19 protein-coding genes are annotated in these 16,546 nt (G+C 45.3%); 1 reads left to right on the top strand and 18 read right to left on the bottom strand.

From position 1 onward, the window contains the following. Positions 1 to 7: 7 nt before the first annotated feature. The 6 genes from RBH76_02505 to RBH76_02530 all read right to left on the bottom strand — a co-directional run bounded on the left by RBH76_02505 (position 8) and on the right by RBH76_02530 (position 4,627). On the bottom strand, positions 8 to 271 hold the full coding sequence (locus RBH76_02505) for a hypothetical protein (protein WMJ84311.1): 264 nt from the start codon (positions 269 to 271) through the stop codon (positions 8 to 10). 456 nt (positions 272 to 727) lie between these two features. After that, positions 728 to 1,201 carry an NUDIX domain-containing protein gene (locus RBH76_02510; protein ID WMJ84312.1) on the bottom strand — a complete coding sequence of 158 codons (474 nt, stop codon included), beginning with the start codon at positions 1,199 to 1,201 and terminating at the stop codon, positions 728 to 730. A 53-nt stretch (positions 1,202 to 1,254) separates the two neighbouring features. Then, positions 1,255 to 1,701, bottom strand: coding sequence for a hypothetical protein (locus RBH76_02515; GenBank protein ID WMJ84313.1), 447 nt, complete (start codon positions 1,699 to 1,701; stop codon positions 1,255 to 1,257). Between the two features lie 40 nt (positions 1,702 to 1,741). Further along, positions 1,742 to 2,407 (bottom strand): DUF6320 domain-containing protein, encoded by a 666-nt coding sequence (locus tag RBH76_02520; protein ID WMJ84314.1) that lies wholly within the window; start codon positions 2,405 to 2,407, stop codon positions 1,742 to 1,744. Then, positions 2,404 to 3,690 carry a hypothetical protein gene (locus tag RBH76_02525; GenBank protein ID WMJ84315.1) on the bottom strand — a complete coding sequence of 429 codons (1,287 nt, stop codon included), beginning with the start codon at positions 3,688 to 3,690 and terminating at the stop codon, positions 2,404 to 2,406. The genes RBH76_02520 and RBH76_02525 overlap by 4 nt, the downstream gene beginning before the upstream one ends. Beyond that, complete coding sequence (locus RBH76_02530) at positions 3,683 to 4,627, bottom strand: alpha/beta hydrolase (protein WMJ84316.1); 945 nt, start codon at positions 4,625 to 4,627, stop codon at positions 3,683 to 3,685. Before RBH76_02530 ends, RBH76_02525 begins: the two co-directional genes overlap by 8 nt. 167 nt (positions 4,628 to 4,794) lie before the next feature. Here RBH76_02530 and RBH76_02535 point away from each other — a divergent pair, with 167 nt between their 5' ends. After that, positions 4,795 to 6,231: a spore germination protein gene (locus tag RBH76_02535; GenBank protein ID WMJ84317.1), complete on the top strand. Its 1,437-nt coding sequence runs from the start codon at positions 4,795 to 4,797 to the stop codon at positions 6,229 to 6,231. A 97-nt stretch (positions 6,232 to 6,328) separates the two neighbouring features. Here the strand turns inward: RBH76_02535 and RBH76_02540 are convergent, their stop codons facing one another. From RBH76_02540 to RBH76_02595, 12 genes are all read right to left on the bottom strand, one after another. Beyond that, on the bottom strand, positions 6,329 to 7,498 hold the full coding sequence (locus RBH76_02540) for an FAD-dependent oxidoreductase (protein WMJ84318.1): 1,170 nt from the start codon (positions 7,496 to 7,498) through the stop codon (positions 6,329 to 6,331). Then, a complete protein-coding gene (locus tag RBH76_02545; GenBank protein ID WMJ84319.1) occupies positions 7,488 to 7,766 on the bottom strand; it encodes a (2Fe-2S)-binding protein in 279 nt (92 codons plus the stop codon). The genes RBH76_02540 and RBH76_02545 overlap by 11 nt, the downstream gene beginning before the upstream one ends. Beyond that, positions 7,766 to 8,299 carry a 4Fe-4S binding protein gene (locus RBH76_02550; GenBank protein WMJ84320.1) on the bottom strand — a complete coding sequence of 178 codons (534 nt, stop codon included), beginning with the start codon at positions 8,297 to 8,299 and terminating at the stop codon, positions 7,766 to 7,768. Before RBH76_02550 ends, RBH76_02545 begins: the two co-directional genes overlap by 1 nt. After that, the gene (locus RBH76_02555; GenBank protein WMJ84321.1) at positions 8,296 to 9,429 is read right to left on the bottom strand and encodes an NAD(P)/FAD-dependent oxidoreductase; all 1,134 of its coding nucleotides are present in this window, start codon (positions 9,427 to 9,429) and stop codon (positions 8,296 to 8,298) included. Before RBH76_02555 ends, RBH76_02550 begins: the two co-directional genes overlap by 4 nt. After that, a complete protein-coding gene (locus RBH76_02560; protein WMJ84322.1) occupies positions 9,426 to 9,752 on the bottom strand; it encodes a (2Fe-2S)-binding protein in 327 nt (108 codons plus the stop codon). Before RBH76_02560 ends, RBH76_02555 begins: the two co-directional genes overlap by 4 nt. Before the next feature lie 398 nt (positions 9,753 to 10,150). After that, positions 10,151 to 10,540, bottom strand: coding sequence for a thioesterase family protein (locus RBH76_02565; protein WMJ84323.1), 390 nt, complete (start codon positions 10,538 to 10,540; stop codon positions 10,151 to 10,153). A gap of 652 nt (positions 10,541 to 11,192) precedes the next feature. Next, positions 11,193 to 12,131, bottom strand: coding sequence for a hypothetical protein (locus RBH76_02570; protein ID WMJ84324.1), 939 nt, complete (start codon positions 12,129 to 12,131; stop codon positions 11,193 to 11,195). Positions 12,132 to 12,223: 92 nt separating this feature from the next. Then, the gene (locus RBH76_02575; protein ID WMJ84325.1) at positions 12,224 to 12,379 is read right to left on the bottom strand and encodes a hypothetical protein; all 156 of its coding nucleotides are present in this window, start codon (positions 12,377 to 12,379) and stop codon (positions 12,224 to 12,226) included. Positions 12,380 to 12,971: 592 nt separating this feature from the next. Continuing rightward, the gene (locus RBH76_02580) at positions 12,972 to 13,256 is read right to left on the bottom strand and encodes a hypothetical protein (GenBank protein WMJ84326.1); all 285 of its coding nucleotides are present in this window, start codon (positions 13,254 to 13,256) and stop codon (positions 12,972 to 12,974) included. A gap of 77 nt (positions 13,257 to 13,333) precedes the next feature. Continuing rightward, a complete protein-coding gene (locus tag RBH76_02585) occupies positions 13,334 to 14,317 on the bottom strand; it encodes a DUF4367 domain-containing protein (GenBank protein ID WMJ84327.1) in 984 nt (327 codons plus the stop codon). Next, positions 14,301 to 14,855 carry a sigma-70 family RNA polymerase sigma factor gene (locus RBH76_02590; GenBank protein ID WMJ84328.1) on the bottom strand — a complete coding sequence of 185 codons (555 nt, stop codon included), beginning with the start codon at positions 14,853 to 14,855 and terminating at the stop codon, positions 14,301 to 14,303. Before RBH76_02590 ends, RBH76_02585 begins: the two co-directional genes overlap by 17 nt. 1,267 nt (positions 14,856 to 16,122) lie before the next feature. Then, entirely contained in the window at positions 16,123 to 16,545 is a 423-nt protein-coding gene (locus RBH76_02595) for a hypothetical protein (GenBank protein WMJ84329.1), read from the bottom strand. Position 16,546: the final 1 nt, after the last annotated feature.

A 16,546-nucleotide genomic window follows, 5' to 3' on the forward strand; every position in this document is an offset into this window, starting at 1 on the left:
ATGCAATTTATAATGGTCCTGCCGCGTCAAACGGCGAATCGTTAGGCATCATGACGATAGCGACTTTGCAGCTATTATACCACAAAGCAAATCGGGAATAAACCCCAAAAGTGAACAATTGTTCGTCTTTAAAAATGGTTCCTTTATCAATATTGTGTGATAATAAAACATAATTTAAAAATCCTTTCATATAACAACCGGCCTCAATTTCATTATCGCTGGGCACCAGCTGCGATAAACGGATACGGAACAATTTCTTATTATTCTGCAAAAGCATCGCCTCCACCATAATGATGGGTATTTTTAAAAGAAACATGGCAATCTATATCGGAATTGTCGCCATCATATTAGGTTTATAAAACCAGTCGCTGCAGTGACCGTTAAAATATGGTCTGTTCTGAGAGTGCTTTTGGCCATATCATCGAGTGTCTCTGTCGGCATACCATATTCCACCGACTCCAAATGCCCGTTGGTATTTTTGTAAGTTACTTTAAAAGTAAAAAAGCAAGCGGCATATTATCAAACACCACTTGCAAAATATTTTTAATAACGTGTAAAAAATGAAAAGACTGATCTATACGCCCTTTCCATGTCTCATCTTAGTTCAAATAGTTACAACTCTTCGCATGCCGTGTACAACACCAGTCAAAGTTCTTATTTTGTTTGTTGCTTTCAGCTCCTGTAACCCGGCGCGCAACGATTTTTTATTGGCTTAGGTGCCAAAATGCTACAGATTAACAAAATGGGTACACCCTAAATACTGCGTATGCTTGCCAGAAATCAAGGACGTTATTTTACCGGTTAAATTGACAGGACGAAAATTCAGGCCATCCACTTCTTCTAAAGGAACCCACAGACTGTTTTGCTGCTGCCAATCCATTTCTTTGACTTCCCTCTTTTGCTCATCCGCTAAAGCAGCCAGAAATATATGTAATATTCTATGTGTATAATCAAGATATCTCATTCGCAATTCTTCGCTATCGCATATTTCCTCAGTAAGGGCCGCAAATCGCCCGATCTTTACCAGATATCCGGTCTCTTCCAAAACCTCTCTAACGACGGCTTCTTCGATTGTTTCAAACTGATTTTGGCCACCGCCAGGCAAATCAAAATAAACTTTTCCTCCATAATTGATGCATCTATTTAAGAGTATTTTATTGTTATGCAATATAATGGCTTTTGCCGTGTTTCTGATCGCCATAAGTGCCCTCCTCACAATTGAATAATCTAGGGGCAAACCTGTAAGCGCGGTGATTACTTGAGTTTTTCACAAAATTCTTTGGCATTTTCTTGCACTGTAAATGGTGCAAAATAGAAGACTTTCTCGGTTTGATTATCGCATGATAATGCAATGATTGTATTTTCCTCATCCCAGTAACCCACCGTCAAATTCCAGCCCATGCTGTTATCGGCATCCAAAATAGACGTATAGCCCCGCCCCGGAAGCTCACCGGGATCAAACCATTTATCAGCTTGCAACAGCATCTGAAAATCGACCTGCTGTGTTTTAGAAAGTTCAAAATCATGCTCATAATCGCCAAGTTCAAAATCATAATTGAATTTTACTCCATCAAATGAAGAAAGCGCAACAGGCAAATCAACCGCCGGTTCGGGCAGAGTCTGTTCTTTGCCACATGCGGGCAGAATTACAATAGCCGCAAAAACAACGGTGCAAACAAAACCGAGAAATGATTTTTTCATTTTGAGCCTCCTCGCTATTTTTATAGGGTGTACCAGTTGCTTACAGATGCAGCCGACGCCGAGTCTCGTTTTTGACCATCTGCCACTGAAACACCATCAGCGCAGAAAACAGCAGAAGACTGACGGTGACACAGATAAAGGACGGTAGCCGGTGACGATTCCACCCCGCCAGTAAAAATATCGTCGGAATTAGCCCGCACAGATTTAAGATCAACAGATAGACGGCAAAATGCTCCGGTGGCAGCTTTAATACCCAGCCGAGTATCGCCGCAATCAACATGCAGCAAATAAAGGTCACCGGAATCACATAGTCGATAGACCACCGGTGCCAACCGGTGAGGTAATCCCATAACAGCGAAAATAGACTGATCAAAACCCCCATATCCATGAGTTTTTTATGGAACGCACCCTGTTGCCGAATGGCCGTCACCACACTCAGCCAGACACAAGCGGCCCCCACCGTAACGAGTAGCGACCAGAAATTCTGCTCAGGCATCATAAGATCCAGCATAATCGAAATGATTGAAACAGCGATTAGGCAAAAAATCAATATTTTAAAAAACAGGCCATGGGTATAAGAAACTGTTTCGATCACCGGGAAAACATCCGGATGCTTTTGACCATTATCGGTCAGGGTGTGCTGACATAGTGGGCACTTATTAAATCCCCCCACCACCCTCACACGGCAGCGCTCACAGTTTTTCATACACTCTCCCCCATTCCCTCAAATCGGTTTGCGACTATTTCCACGGGAATATTCATGCCGCTCAGTGTGCGAAAGAAACGCCGTTGGATATCGTTGCTCAAAAAACGTGACGTAAAGCTGATGCTCAGCATATTTTCATAGGTGCAAAGGCAAACCTGAATGTCTTTGGTGCTGTTAAAGATATCAATTCGTTGGATAAAAGGCCGAAGCTCTTCGGGCATGACCACGGTTCCGACATTTGAAAGCGTCGTAGTGTATTCCTTTTCGGAGCGTTTATAAAACCGTTTTAACACAATATTCTTTATAAATAGTGGAATGATGCGCGCCACCAACCAATGCTCTAGCTCTGCCATCATATCCAAACGCCTTTGCAGATATTCCCCGCCCAGCGTTTCGGCCAGACTATTGCGAACCGAAGCAGCCACATCTTCCAGCGCGTCGGAGTGACCTTCAAAACAATAACCGATATTCACAACGCTGAAAAAATTGCGTACTGTCTTGGACGGAAAATACTTGTGCAGGTTGATCGGGATGGATACCACCACGCTTTTTCCTTTATCCCGCTCGCTCATCTCCTCTTTTATGGCGCAGATCAACACCGCCGTGAGAAAAGCTGTCACTGTAACACCCATGCTCTTGGCGCAGGCCACCACTCGGTCGGCCGGGACAACCCCTTCAATGACCTTTAAGCGCCACTCGGCGGTTTTAGGTCCTTTCAGGATATAGACCGGTATCCGGCTTTTGGCCAGAGCGGCGGTGATGTTCTTTTTTCCAGTGTAGTACTTGGCAAAGCTATCGTCCATCCGTTGTGCCACAGAGGCATCAAAATCCAGCGCGGAGCAGCACGCGGCCAGTTCGGGATGCGACAACAGTAGATAGTGGTAGGTCAACGCCTTTAAAAATTGTAGCGCGCCCGCCCCGTCGGTGAGAACATGGTAGACCTCGAGATTGATACGATTCAAATAAAAAGTTACGTTGAACAGCGGTGAGCGTGAATCATAATACATGGTGCTGCAGGGGGGGACGTCCTCCTCACGCACCAGAAAACTGGTACCGGCTTCCTCGAGATAATACCAGAACAGGCCGCGCTTTAAAACGCAGCGAAAACTGGGGAAATCCTCAAGCGTGCGATCCAAAGCATCTTGAAGATAATATTGATCCACCGGCTCGGTTAATTCGGCCGAAAACCGAAACACCTTGGTATCCGCCTTTGAGGTGGCACTTGGAAATATCTTTGCAGCGTTGTCCAACTTGCGCCAACCTGAAGTAGAACGTTTATTCACAAAGCGGCAGCTCCTCATCCGATATAAAATTCTTGATATAGTCCATGCAAAGCTGCACATGCTTAAATCGTGGCGGCAGCATAAAAAAGCCATGTAACGCGTCGGGTATTCGGTGCAACACCACGCGGTTAGAAGCGAATGCCAGTGCCTTGGCATAGGCCTCGCCCTCGTCGCGCAGCGGGTCAAACTCTGCGGTAATGACCAGCGTATCGGGCTGGCGGCTCAAATCCTGCGCCAGTAAAGGCGCCAGATAAGGGTTTTTCAAATCTTCGTTCGTGGACATATAAAGCTGCATATATTCAGCCACCCGCTTTGAGGTCAATAGATAGTCGGTGCCGTTTTCTCGCACCGAGTTAAAGGGCGACTGTTCAGAGTGGTCAGATTGTGTCGCCGGATAAATCAAAATCTGCCGCCGGGGTAAAAACTCGCCCCGATCTCGTGCCATCAGCGAGACGGCAGCGGCTAAGTTACCACCTGCGCTGTCGCCGATCAACGTAATCTGTTCAGGCTTTACACGCAGAATATTGGGCGTTTTAAAGAGTGATTGCGCCACTGCATAGCAATCGTTTAACCCCGCGGGGAATTTATGCTCCGGCGCCAGGCGATAATCCACCGAGGCAACAATCTGCCCCGTGGCTTTGGCTAAACTGGCGCATAGCCCGTTATAGTCGTCAATATTGCCGGTCACCCAGCCGCCGCCGTGAAAAAACAGCAACACCGGGTGATCGAGCGGGCCGGAATCAGGCGAAAAAATACGAACCGGTACATCGTAATCCCCATTGGGTACCAGATGATCCCACTGGCAGCAGGTTTTTATCGACCGGCCATAGCTTTTAAGAGCGTTTAAACGACGCATCATCTCATAGCTTTCAAGCATACTGACTTCAGTATAAGAAAGTGTCTTTAACGCCGCGCGCATATATTTATTAATCGCCATGACGTTCCTCCGCATTTAAAATACTTATAGGTGATATTTTACCAGTATCAAAAAAATAATACAATACAAACCTCGTTCACACAAATGCGGTTGTCAAACATATCTTGTCAGAAATCGCGCATAATACTGCATGAACTTAAAATAACCATCTGTATTCGGAGGCGTTTATGGCAAAGCAAACAGAACTGACACCGGATAAGAAGCAATATCTAGATACAATAAAAACACTGGACACCAAATTGCGGGTAAGTGCAAGCTTTGATTTAGGCATGCGCGATTTTGTTTTTGGCACGAAGGATGCACGCATCTATTTTACCCAAGGGCTTGTCAAAGATGAGATCATGGAGCGCATATTAAACACCCTTATCCTAATAAATCCGTCTGAGCTAAATAAATGCACCGATACCAAGAGCTTTATCAACGCCTATATTCCCTATACCGAAGTTGAAAGTAGCAGCGATGTAGAAAAGATTGTAACACAGGTTCTTGCAGGGCAAGTGGCTCTTGTGGTAGAGGGCATTCCCGAAACAATTCTGGTTGGCGTACGCACCGCCCCGACCCGCTCTCTGCAAGAGCCGGACAGCGACCGCGTTATGCATGGTGCGCGCGATAGTTTTTGCGAGACGCTTCTTTTAAATACCGCCCTCATTAGGCGCCACATCCGCGACCCGCACCTGACAATGCAAAATCACACCATCGGCAGCATTTCTAAAACCGACGTGATTCTATGTTACCTCGACGGTCGGGCCGACCAGAAAACGATTGACAACCTTGCCAAAAAGCTCGACTCGCTCAAGGTCAAGACACTGGCTATGGCGCAGGAAAGTCTGACCGAAGCGCTACTGCCTCGACGGTGGTACAACCCTTTTCCAAAGGTGCGCTACACCGAGCGTCCCGACACCGCCGCCGCCACCGTAACAGAAGGTGGCATTCTGCTGATTGTAGACGGTTCCCCTTCGGTTATTCTGTTGCCAACTGCTTTTTTTGATTTCTTTCAAGATACAAACGACTATTACTTTCCCCCGCTGGTTGGAACCTATCTGCGCATTGTGCGCTATATCATCCACACGCTGACCATGCTGCTGATTCCGACATGGTTTCTCTTTATCAAAAACCCAGATTGGATTCCCAATTCCATTGATTTCATCAGCGTTCTGGAAATGAATAAAGTTCCAATATTTTTTCAACTCATGGTTGTTGAGCTGATCATCGACTGTCTAAAACAGGCGTCGCTAAATACCCCTGCGGCGTTAGGCAGCTCCTTTTCGGTCGTATCGGCATTGATTCTGGGCGATTTTGCCGTAAAGGCGCGCTGGTTTGTGCCCGAGGTGCTGCTGTATATGGCGTTTGTTGCGGTGGCGAACTTCGCTTCCCCCAGCTTTGAATTGGGCTACGCCGTCAAGCTCTGCCGCATGATGCTGCTGGTGGTTACAGCGCTGTTTAACCTTTGGGGCTATATCGGGGGTATCGTGCTAATACTGGTGCTGGTTGCCACCACCCCTACCATCACTGGGCAAAGCTATTTAACGCCCCTGATTCCCTTTGATGGGCAGAAGCTACTCAGGCTGCTTGTTCGCCGCAAAATGCACAGGGACAACACCTGACCACTAAAACAGATACAAAAAAGGAGAGCAGCTGCTCTCCTTTTTTCATGCACACACCGAGCAAAGATATAACCTATTTAATGGGCCAATAAAAACTTTAGCAAAAGCGATCCGGACTGAATGTGTCAATGGGATAGGATGCCCGACCGTCCACAATCTCCTCTGAAATCAGTTTGCCGGTGATCGGGGCCAGCGCAATGCCGTCGCCCTCGTGCCCTGCGGCAATATAAAGCCCCGGAACCTTTTTAGTCTGGCCAATCAGCGCCAGACCATCTGGGCTATAGGGCCGCAGGCCCGCAAAGGTGCGGATGATGCTCACATCCTTGATCGCTGGAAAAAAGCGAACCGCGCGGCGCATGATAGCCTCAATTGCCTCAAAGGTGTTCGTGCGGTCAAAATCCGCCCACTCGCGTGTACCACCTATTAAAAGCCCACCATCATGTGTCTGGTGCACGCTCAGAGAGGCGCCCAGTTTAAGAATTTGGGGGTCGGTAATTTTTTCAGGCATATATTTAATGACATTATAAAGCGCACACTGCATCGTGCATTTCATAAAATGCCCGATGGGCTCGGTGATGATCAACTGACCCTTTCTGGGTTTGATGGGCAAGTCGATATCCGCCATCTTGCCAACCTCAGCCGACCAGGAACCACAGGCGATGACCACCTTATCCGACTCATAGTGCGTGCCATCTTCAACCGTAACGCCGATAACCGCCCCCGCGCTACTTTTGGTAATACCAGTCACAGCCGTGTGGGTTAACACCGTCGTGCCTAGCCGCTTTGCTCCGTGCGAAAATGCCATTGTCAGACGAATTGGCTCGACCTTGGCGCCCGAGGAGGCATAAAGTATGCCATATAAATCCGGAGCAAGCATCGGTTCAATTTCGCGGGCTTCATCAATTTTCAGCATTCTGACATCAACGCCGCTTTCACGCTGCTTTTCGGCAATGCTGCAAAGCATATCCCACTGTTCTTTATCTTCGGCAGCCTGAAAGCCGCCACAGCTTTCTTCATATTCAATGTCTTCCTGCAAATCGTCCGACAACGTCTTAAACAGCTTCATAGATTGCACAGCCAACTCCATCTGCTTGCCCGGTTTTTTAGTGTGGTAACTCACCACGCCGTCGGTCGCGCCCGCCGAGCCCTGTGCGTGGTCTTTTTTTTCAATTAAAAGCACCCTTTGACTGCGTTTACTTAAATAATAAGCCACCGAACAGCCGATGACACCGCCGCCGATGACAATCACATCATATTTACTCATCATCGGCCCCTCCCATAATGCCGATTTTGACCGGACGCACCGGCATACGGCTTTTTTGAGGTGTGATTTCCGCCCTGTCCTGTCCGGTGGCCCCGGCCAAAATACCCTGAATTAACCGTTCGCAAGATTTGCCCTGGCACAGACCCATACCAGCGCGGGTACGACGCTTAATGCCATCCACGGTGGTAGCACCGTCGGCGATGGCGTCTAAAATCATTTTGCGCGTTACCTCTTGGCAACGGCAAATTAATATTTCATTATCTATATCCATTATTTGTCCCCCCTTTTATCAGTCCTCTCTGTAGGCAGACGCTTCATGCTGCGCACCGTGTCGGCATATTCGGCCGGAATAGCCATGCTGATAACCGTTGTGCCGCCGTAAGACGGTAGCTTTTTGACTTTGAGGATGCGACCCTTGCAGACCGGCTGGCCGTCGCGGCCTACCGCCTCCACAATATCGCCCTCGGCCGGAAGCGGGATATATTCAAACGGAAAATCAACCGACGCCTCTAATTCATTGAGCACTTTGTCCACAACTGTAATAGCAAGCCCCGGGCAACGCACAATGCACAGCCCACAGCCGGTGCATTTATCAACATCAATGCAGGGTAGATTGGTAATCTGTTCACCGATGGTGATGGCCCCAAATGGGCATGCACCTTCACAGGGGTTGCAGGGTATCTGCTGGACACATTCTATAACCGCCACGCGGCCTTTTTTCATGCGTACCTCGGTCGGAACACCCGGGCAGCCTGCCAGCTCCTCGGCCGATGGGATACCTGTATATACAATTCCGGTATTCATATCTCGATGCTCCTCCCGCAAAATTTGCCCTGTTGCAGCGCTTCCATATCAGCGATCTGCTGATCTTTGCAGAGCTTTCGGCGCTCGCCAAACGGACCACAGCGCAACGTATCCAGCCGTAGCTGTATCTCGGCCTTTTTAGCCGCTGCTTCCTGTTTGGAGAGATATCCCAACGCCTCGGCAGCAGCCACGCCGGCCAGATTCCCCTCCTCCATTGCGGAAGAAGCTTCTTCAACGCCGGTAACATCACCCGCCACATAGATACCCTCAATGGTCGTTTCCATATTGCTGTCATGCAGCGGCACATGACCGCCAAATGCGGGGATAAAATCGAACTGACAGCCTGCCATCCAGACCAACTCGGTCATCGGGTTGAGGCCAACCGCAAGACAGACGGTATCCGCATCGAGCATCTGTTCGGTTCCGGGAATCGGCTGAAATTTTTCATTGACTGCGGCGATTTCCACACGTTCTACGCTGTTGACACCGTAAGCCTTTTTGACGGTGTGCCCAAGATAAATTGGTACCCCAGCACGGCGAACCTTGCCTGCGTGAACGCCATAACCACCTATTTTTGGCGCACCCTCAACGATGGCAACCACCTCGGCCCCCGCCTGCATGAGTTGATAGGAAACGATTAGCCCAACATTACCGGAGCCCATCATCGCAATGCGTTTTCCAGGCAGTACACGATTGACATTGATCATCGTTTGTGCCGCGCCTGCACCCATTACACCGGGTAGTGTGCTACCGGGGAACGGCATATAATTTTCCTTTGCGCCGGTGGCGATAATAACTTTTTTAGGCTTTAGAAGGTAGCTGACACCACCACTGACAATGCCCATACTTTTGTCGGGCTGTATGCCAAAGACAAGGCTGTCCATCATGACTTTCGCGCCGCAGTCGTAGGTGCGCTTTAAGAGCTTTTGCCCTATTTCATAGCCACGCACACCGGCCTGATGGGCGCTGGAACCGAAAAACTTATGTATCTGCTTAAAAAGCTGCCCACCGGGGAATTGGTTTTCGTCAATCACCAAGACGTCCGCGCCGGCCGAGCGTGCCTGATAGGCCGCGCTTAGGCCAGCGGAACCTGCGCCAATTACAGCAACTTCGGTTTCAAGTGTTTTCATTTGGACACCTCCTTGGTGCGTAGCGGCGCAAGACCTTCCTGCCGTTCGACATGCATGCCGTCTCGCACCGGGGTTACGCAGGTGCGGGTGTTGGGGACGCCATCCACAATCATCATACAGTCGGTGCAGCGTCCAATGGCGCAAAATACGCTGCGCGGTTCATGCCGCTTGGCAGTGGTGCGGAAAACCTTAATACCCGCATTGATCAGCGCTGCGGCGACAGGCTCCCCTTCCACCGCCTCGATCGGTTCTCCGTTATAATATAATGTGACCATTCTAAGATCGGTCAGTTCCTCCAAAATAGGATGTTTAATGACCCGCATATCACGAACCTTCTTTCCCTTTTTGATAAAAATCTATAATATATATTTTTATCCGTAGACATAGGCTGCTGGGGTATCTCAAAGAGATTATTAAACTCGGTAGACTTAATTTTGATTGAATATTATGTCGTAATATTCATATTATCTACGTTGTTATTCTACATTTTTTTGCATATTCAATGGATGGACAAAGTGTAGAAGCTTTAGAAAGAAAAATATCAAAGTGTATATATTTAACATATTGGTCTAAAAACCTGTTTTGCGATTGCTAACTTAAAGATCGCAAACCCAAAAAAGTAACCCGCCGATGACCAGAAGTCGCCGACGGGCTATTTACGTTTATCCTCGACAAATACCGCGGGAAACAGTTTTCACTTTTTGATCATGAAGCGATTAAATCAGGCGTCTTCTTTTTTTGTTTGGGCTTTTTGTCCCAGGCGGTCGTTAGAAATTATGACACGCAAATGCGAGCCTTCCCCGCACTTACCCTTTTCATCATTCACCTGTACGTCAAACCACATTTTCCGGCCTTCTATACTGCGCAGATGGGCGGTAGCGCTGATTTTCATCCCCACCGGCGTCGGGGCCAAATGGCGGCAGTGTATTTCCGCGCCTACGGTATTCATCCCCTCGTCCAGATAAGATTTTGCCAACTCCAATGCCGCACCCTCCATCAAGGCAACCATGTTGGGCGTCGAAAAAATTTGAGCACCAGCGCCGCCAATACGTTTTGCGGTCATATCCTCTGTCACTATCCAGCTCAATGTATACTCGGTTGGTTTTGCCATTTCTGATTCCTCCAATCATCGACCTAAAGTTATTCACAGACTAATCACTCTTCTAGTTCTCATTTTACATGTTTTGCTATTGTGCTGCAAGTGCATGAGTGATAACAGAAAACACTAAATGGCCGCCAGACACTCTGGTCAACTTGAAAATTAGATACATCACATTTTCACAAAAAAGCCCCTTGGAAAAGTCACTTAAAACTTCTCCAAGGGGCTCATTTTAGTTATGAGGGCTTACAAATTACTTTGCCTTTTTGCAAAAAACCTTTGCCCGAGCACAACACAGCTGTCAAGCGCAATCGTTTAGGAGAATACTACATTTTCGTTGTCACAAAGCAGGAAATGAGCCACCTATTGCACGAGCAGGTCATGCTGTCGGCATAGACTTCAGCTTAAAGCACTTCCTGACTTTTGATAACGGTACGACATTAGATTCTCCCGAATTATTCCAGTTGTCTTTTACAACAAAGGCGTAAGAATCAATTTGGAAAATGACTTTTACGCCTTTGTTGAAGATGAATGAAAATAGCAATATAATAGCCTACTTATAACTCAGTGAATTTATAATAAGACAGAGTAGTTCTTCTTCAGAGTCAATAAAAAATAGCGATATACGGTAGTTCTATTTGATATTTGCGCACATCGGCAAGAGTTAGTTTATGGGGAGAATATAATAAGCGCTGTCCTTATTTTTATTACCCCATTTTCTAAATAATATTTTCTTACCTTCTGGTGATACGATGAATTCTGCATACATCTCATCGCCGCGTTCCAGCAAAGATATTGTCACCTCGTTGTTTTTCTTCCGCAATAGGAGTAAAGCGGATACGCGTTTATCAGCTTTGACGTTATAATCCGCTACCAACGGTATACCGAACGCATTTCCCCCCAAATTTTTCTGTGTAGTATTGTATTCTATATAACCCCAGTCACCGTCTTCCTCTGACAGCAGCGACAAACCCAATTTTTGGGCAAGAAAATTACGGTCAATAGTTTTTACCTGCGATAAGTTTTCGCCATAATATACATTACAATAAGACTGCTCAGCATCAACATTTTCTATGGCAAACAATTCTTCACCTATCCAAAAATAAGAAGGCATATTCATTTTGATGTCAATTTCGTTATACTTATCTGTTTTAGTATCTAAGACGACGGTTAACACACTATAAGCAGGCTCTAATATTACGGAAAAAGCTACTTTTTCATAGGAAGCTGAAAGAGTAACCGCTCTGATATATCCTCCTTCTTGCCATTGAGAAGGAAGCGAATAAACCAGTCTTTTTCCTGATAGGTCTTTGGCATACATACCGCCATCTTCGTAATAATAAAGGGTATTGTTTATAGGATTGAAAATAGCGGCAAGGCTATCTTGAACATCAAAATAATGTTTTTGTGCTATACTGTAATCTTTATTTAAAACAATATAATCTCCATTAATTTTTGTAGCATAAATATTATTTTGGAATTTTATAATATCGGACAAATAACCAACGTTGTTTTCGTTTTCTTCAAGAATTACATTAGGTTGCCACGCATCTATATTGGTAATTGACAAAACAGACTCAAAATTATTATTTTTGTACGCCACGCCCTGTATCAATAATTCATTTTCATTTAACCAGCAAATATTGCTGCTATAAGAGCTACAAAATCTATTTTCAAATTCTTTTTCATCAATTATTACATATAAGGATTTTCTATTTGCTCCTGTTTTTGGGAAGAAGATTCTTGAGATGTATTGGGCTGTATATACGATGAAGTAATCTCCCCTTTACATCCGGGTAAAAGCATACTTACTAAAATAATAAGTGCAAATAAATTACTTCTTTGGCTCATAATATCCATCCTCCCGTTACTTTTTATAACCAAGGGCGTATTAAAACGCCCTTGGTTATTAGGCTTTCAGTACTAACCTTTATTTTTTTGTCAAGCTTCGTCCGCTAAGTTCTATTGTCATAGCGCTATACGGCGAAGTGGTTTCTGTCTGCCAAGAATTTGCGGGGTCGGCTAATGTTGTCTTATAAGCGGTTCTTACTTCAAAGTGAAGATGTTCACCTTTCGCACCCTTATTACTCTGCTTACCGATAGTGTCAACGCGGGCTGTCACAGCCCCTGGAGACTTCAGATTCGTCATGTGGGCATATGTGTAGGTTCTCTGGGATGAGCCATAAGTTGCTTGTATGCATGCGGCACCATAGGTAGCATTATGCTTTAAATTTCCAGAGTGTGCGGTTTTAATGTCCACGCCAGAGGTTGTGCATTTAAGGTCGATGCCTTTATGATAAGGGCCGGGGTTATTCACTAAGGCAACATCATATTCCCCATATAGGTAATAATATTTTTTAGTCTTTTTGGCGTTAGCACTGCCATAGACAGCATTAGCAAACGTATCTACTTGGGAAATAATATAATTCCCTAAACTCTGATTTTACCGACCGCCATCTTCCGGACGAATATTTTCGAGATACATGGTACCTTTGATATTTGCAGAGGGAGTTTCCGCTGTGATAGATACCTCAGAATATAGCGTCGTGCCCTCTGCGTCAATTCTTGGTGCTATCTCGCTGATATTTACCCAAAAAGGCGTAATGATGACATCGCCCGTTCTAAGTGTTTGCACACTTTGGGGTTGTGCCGCCGGAGTTGTAATTGCCATACTACCGACAATCAGGATAAATGCTGCGATTTTTACTGCTGCTTTTTTCATTTTCATAAGAAATCCTCCTTGTTGTTATTTAGGCTCCCACCTATATAACGTATAAGGAGGAAAAAAGGGACACATTTGTTTAATTATTTTTTAAATTCTACATTTTCAGCAATTTTTATAATCTCTTTATAGTCAAGATTACCTGATATCCGGCACTCAATGTCACTTTCAATCCAAACAAGGTAGGTCTTCTTGTCAGTCTGCCAGGCATATGCTTCAAGATTTTTAAAGTCGACACGCTGCATCTCAGAATTTTCCGTGTTGTAATATGTTTTAACTTCCGCTTTAGTAACCTCAAAGGATATCGTAAGCATTTTATCCTTCTCTCCACTTAAAAAGTTATATTTGAGTATATTTCTGCCTTGAGAAACATCGTTCAAAACATATCCGTCCGGAAGATAGCCCAAAGCGATATCGCTCTGACTTAGAGCAGCCTCAGAAGGCGGTTCTTCGGTCTGTGTAATGAAAATGCTGAACTTCGGGAATGTCTCAACGACCCAGTTCATGAATCGACCTCTCAATTTAGCGTTCGCCACAAGCGCGGTTGAGAAGCTGATGGCGCAAATAAGGATGAAGACCGCCACCCGTTTCATGATAGCCATTACCATACTCGAAGATTTCTGAGCGGCTTTAACCAGCTTCAACTTCTTTCTGAAGGCGTTGGAATACTTCGGGATACGCCATACGTCTGGAACGTTTTGGGCAACATACGCCGAAAGAGCCGCCTCGCAAGCAAGTCTCATGGAATGGTCATCAATTATGGCGCCATCCAATCCCATGAAGTGTGATAACATATTTTTGGCATACCGCAGCCTGCCAGCAGAATGCGTCGTTACCAGCATAGTGTCGGTGTCTTCAGGTGAGAAGTTGAAATAATACTTAATGAAGAGCGTATTCATATATTCCAGCGGCAGTGCCGCTATCTTCTGAGCCAATGTCGCAACTTCTTCCGCAGCGAGCGACCGAACCGGCATATCGTTAAAACTAGACCGTTCAAGTGCTTCAAAATCATCCACCAGCGCTTGTATGCATACGTCACCCATCAAATCATTAAACGTGCTGGACATTTTTATCACCTGCCTTATAAAAGATACGTAATTTTTTAAGGATGCGATAACTTCTCTTTTTAGCTGTCTCTTCGCTGACACCCAGTAAAGCAGCAATCTCTTTGAAGTTCATATCATTTGCATAGCGCAAGTAGACCAGATACTTTTCTTCGTCGGAAAGCTCTTCGATTGCGAAAATCAATTGTTCTCTGTCAATATTTTGTTCCCACATATTTTCAATCTCAGAATAATCACTGCCGTCATAAGCTTCAAGCTCTTCCAAGGGGACAGCTTTAATTCGTTTTCTTAAAATATTTGCCGATTCATTCTTTACTATTACAACGCAGTAAGGGATGATTTTGGGACCGGGCAGCCCTATTATTTTTTCAATATGGTCCATAATCTTTAAAAAGGCCTCTGAAACAGCCTCCTCCGCATCCGAATGAGAACGTAGCATTTGAAAGGATATGTTATAAAACTTCACATTGGAATCTTTAAAAATCTGGTTGACTAGTTCTTTTTCACTATGTGATAGAGCGCCTAAAAATATGATAACCAAATTGTCGCCTCCTGAAGCTGTCAGTTTCCTTTTTATTATGAGATAGTCTTTTAAAAATTACAAGAGCCTACTGCCAAATATAAAATTGGTCTGCCAATCAACTCTCCTGTTACTTCACTAATTAGGCTTATATCACATTTAGTAGCATTGCAGAAGTAAACACCTATATCATCAACGTAGTCATACACAGTGCCTGTTACCAGTTTGGCATTACGGCAGAAATAGCTTTTTCCCTCGCGTGTTATGATTTCGTTTACGAGACTGCGATTCTTATCGTAGTAATGCTTAAAGCTCCTGTACGATGGAAAATCATCTTTTAACTTTCCTCCACTGTCCATATAAAACTCTTGCAGCATTTTTATGTACGCATAATGCAAGGTCTGTTTGTGCATAGTCAACTAGTATTTACGCACTGCCTTTTTCACATTGGCCTCCAATATCAAGCAGCTCCATCATCTTCTTGGACCCTGAAGCTTTCTGTTGGAGGACGTCTAATACCTTTTCATCGCCATTTACATAGTGAACCAAAAAATCAGAGGTATATGATTCCTGCAATGTTTTTGGTTCGTATGAAAAGCCTTCCAATATTCAGCGCCACATTACACTCATAGGAGCTGACATCGTTAGGGATGCTCGCGCACGGAGCTGTCACCTTGGGCATGAGCGCCGCAGGCGAGTGGCGGAGCGGAGGACGAAGGACGGAGCGGAGCCACTCGTCCCCTCTTTTGGGTACAAAAAAAGAGCGCCATTACCGAAGTAATGACGCTCTTCATTCCCTTAACAAGTCCGTAAAAATACGCGGCTTTTAGGGTAAAAAGTTTTGTTCGCTACAACAACTTGTGCCGGCCGTTATTTTTTACCCCTAAATACACGACTTTTTACCCACAAGTTAAGAGAATAACGAGGGGGATTTTCAGCGCGGCTGGGGGCGGCGGCGGCCCGCGCTACGCGCGGATGTTCGGCCGGCTCCGCCGGCCTCACCGTGCTGCGGCACGGAAGAAAGAGACGTGGACTAATCTCAATAAACCCCTATGCATTTCAACAATCAAGCAGATAGCCAATCTCTAATTAATTCTAAACCCTTCCGATAAATCCGCATTAAAATAAGGTTTTTAGCATTTATCCACCGATTTTTCTCCACGCGTTTCAACACTTACCTAAGCCATGTGAGAGGTTATCGCACGGCGCTGTCACCTTGGGCATGAGTTCCAAACCACATAATGCACACTTTTTTAGTTTATTCAAAAGAATCACCACTTTCCCATATCTATCCACACATCACGGTTCTAATCAATATAGTACTTAAAGATGCTTTTCCATTGTATCGCCACGCTTCAAAAACATAATTTCTTACCGTACTCACAGAAAGGTTGTTTTGGGCAGCGGCAGCCTTTATTTTCTCATTTCGGAATGATAAATCAAAAATACACTGTTTGTCATCCAACATGTCCTCAATGACTTGATACCTTTTGTCACGGATAGCTTTTTGCTTTTCTGTAAGCTCATCTTCATGCACAAAGCGTTCGGTGGCATCAATATCCGGGCTACTCATTGATTCTACATATGCTACTGAAACAATTCTCGGTGCCGTCTGCGTATTGATTTCTATAATTACTGCGGAGATTGCATTAAAATCAATCAGGCGAAACGATTGTTCATTGGTTTTGTAAACGCCACCCTTTTTCAGCATC

This window comes from Oscillospiraceae bacterium MB24-C1 (genome assembly GCA_030913685.1).
GTDB lineage: Bacteria > Bacillota > Clostridia > Oscillospirales > Ruminococcaceae > Yanshouia.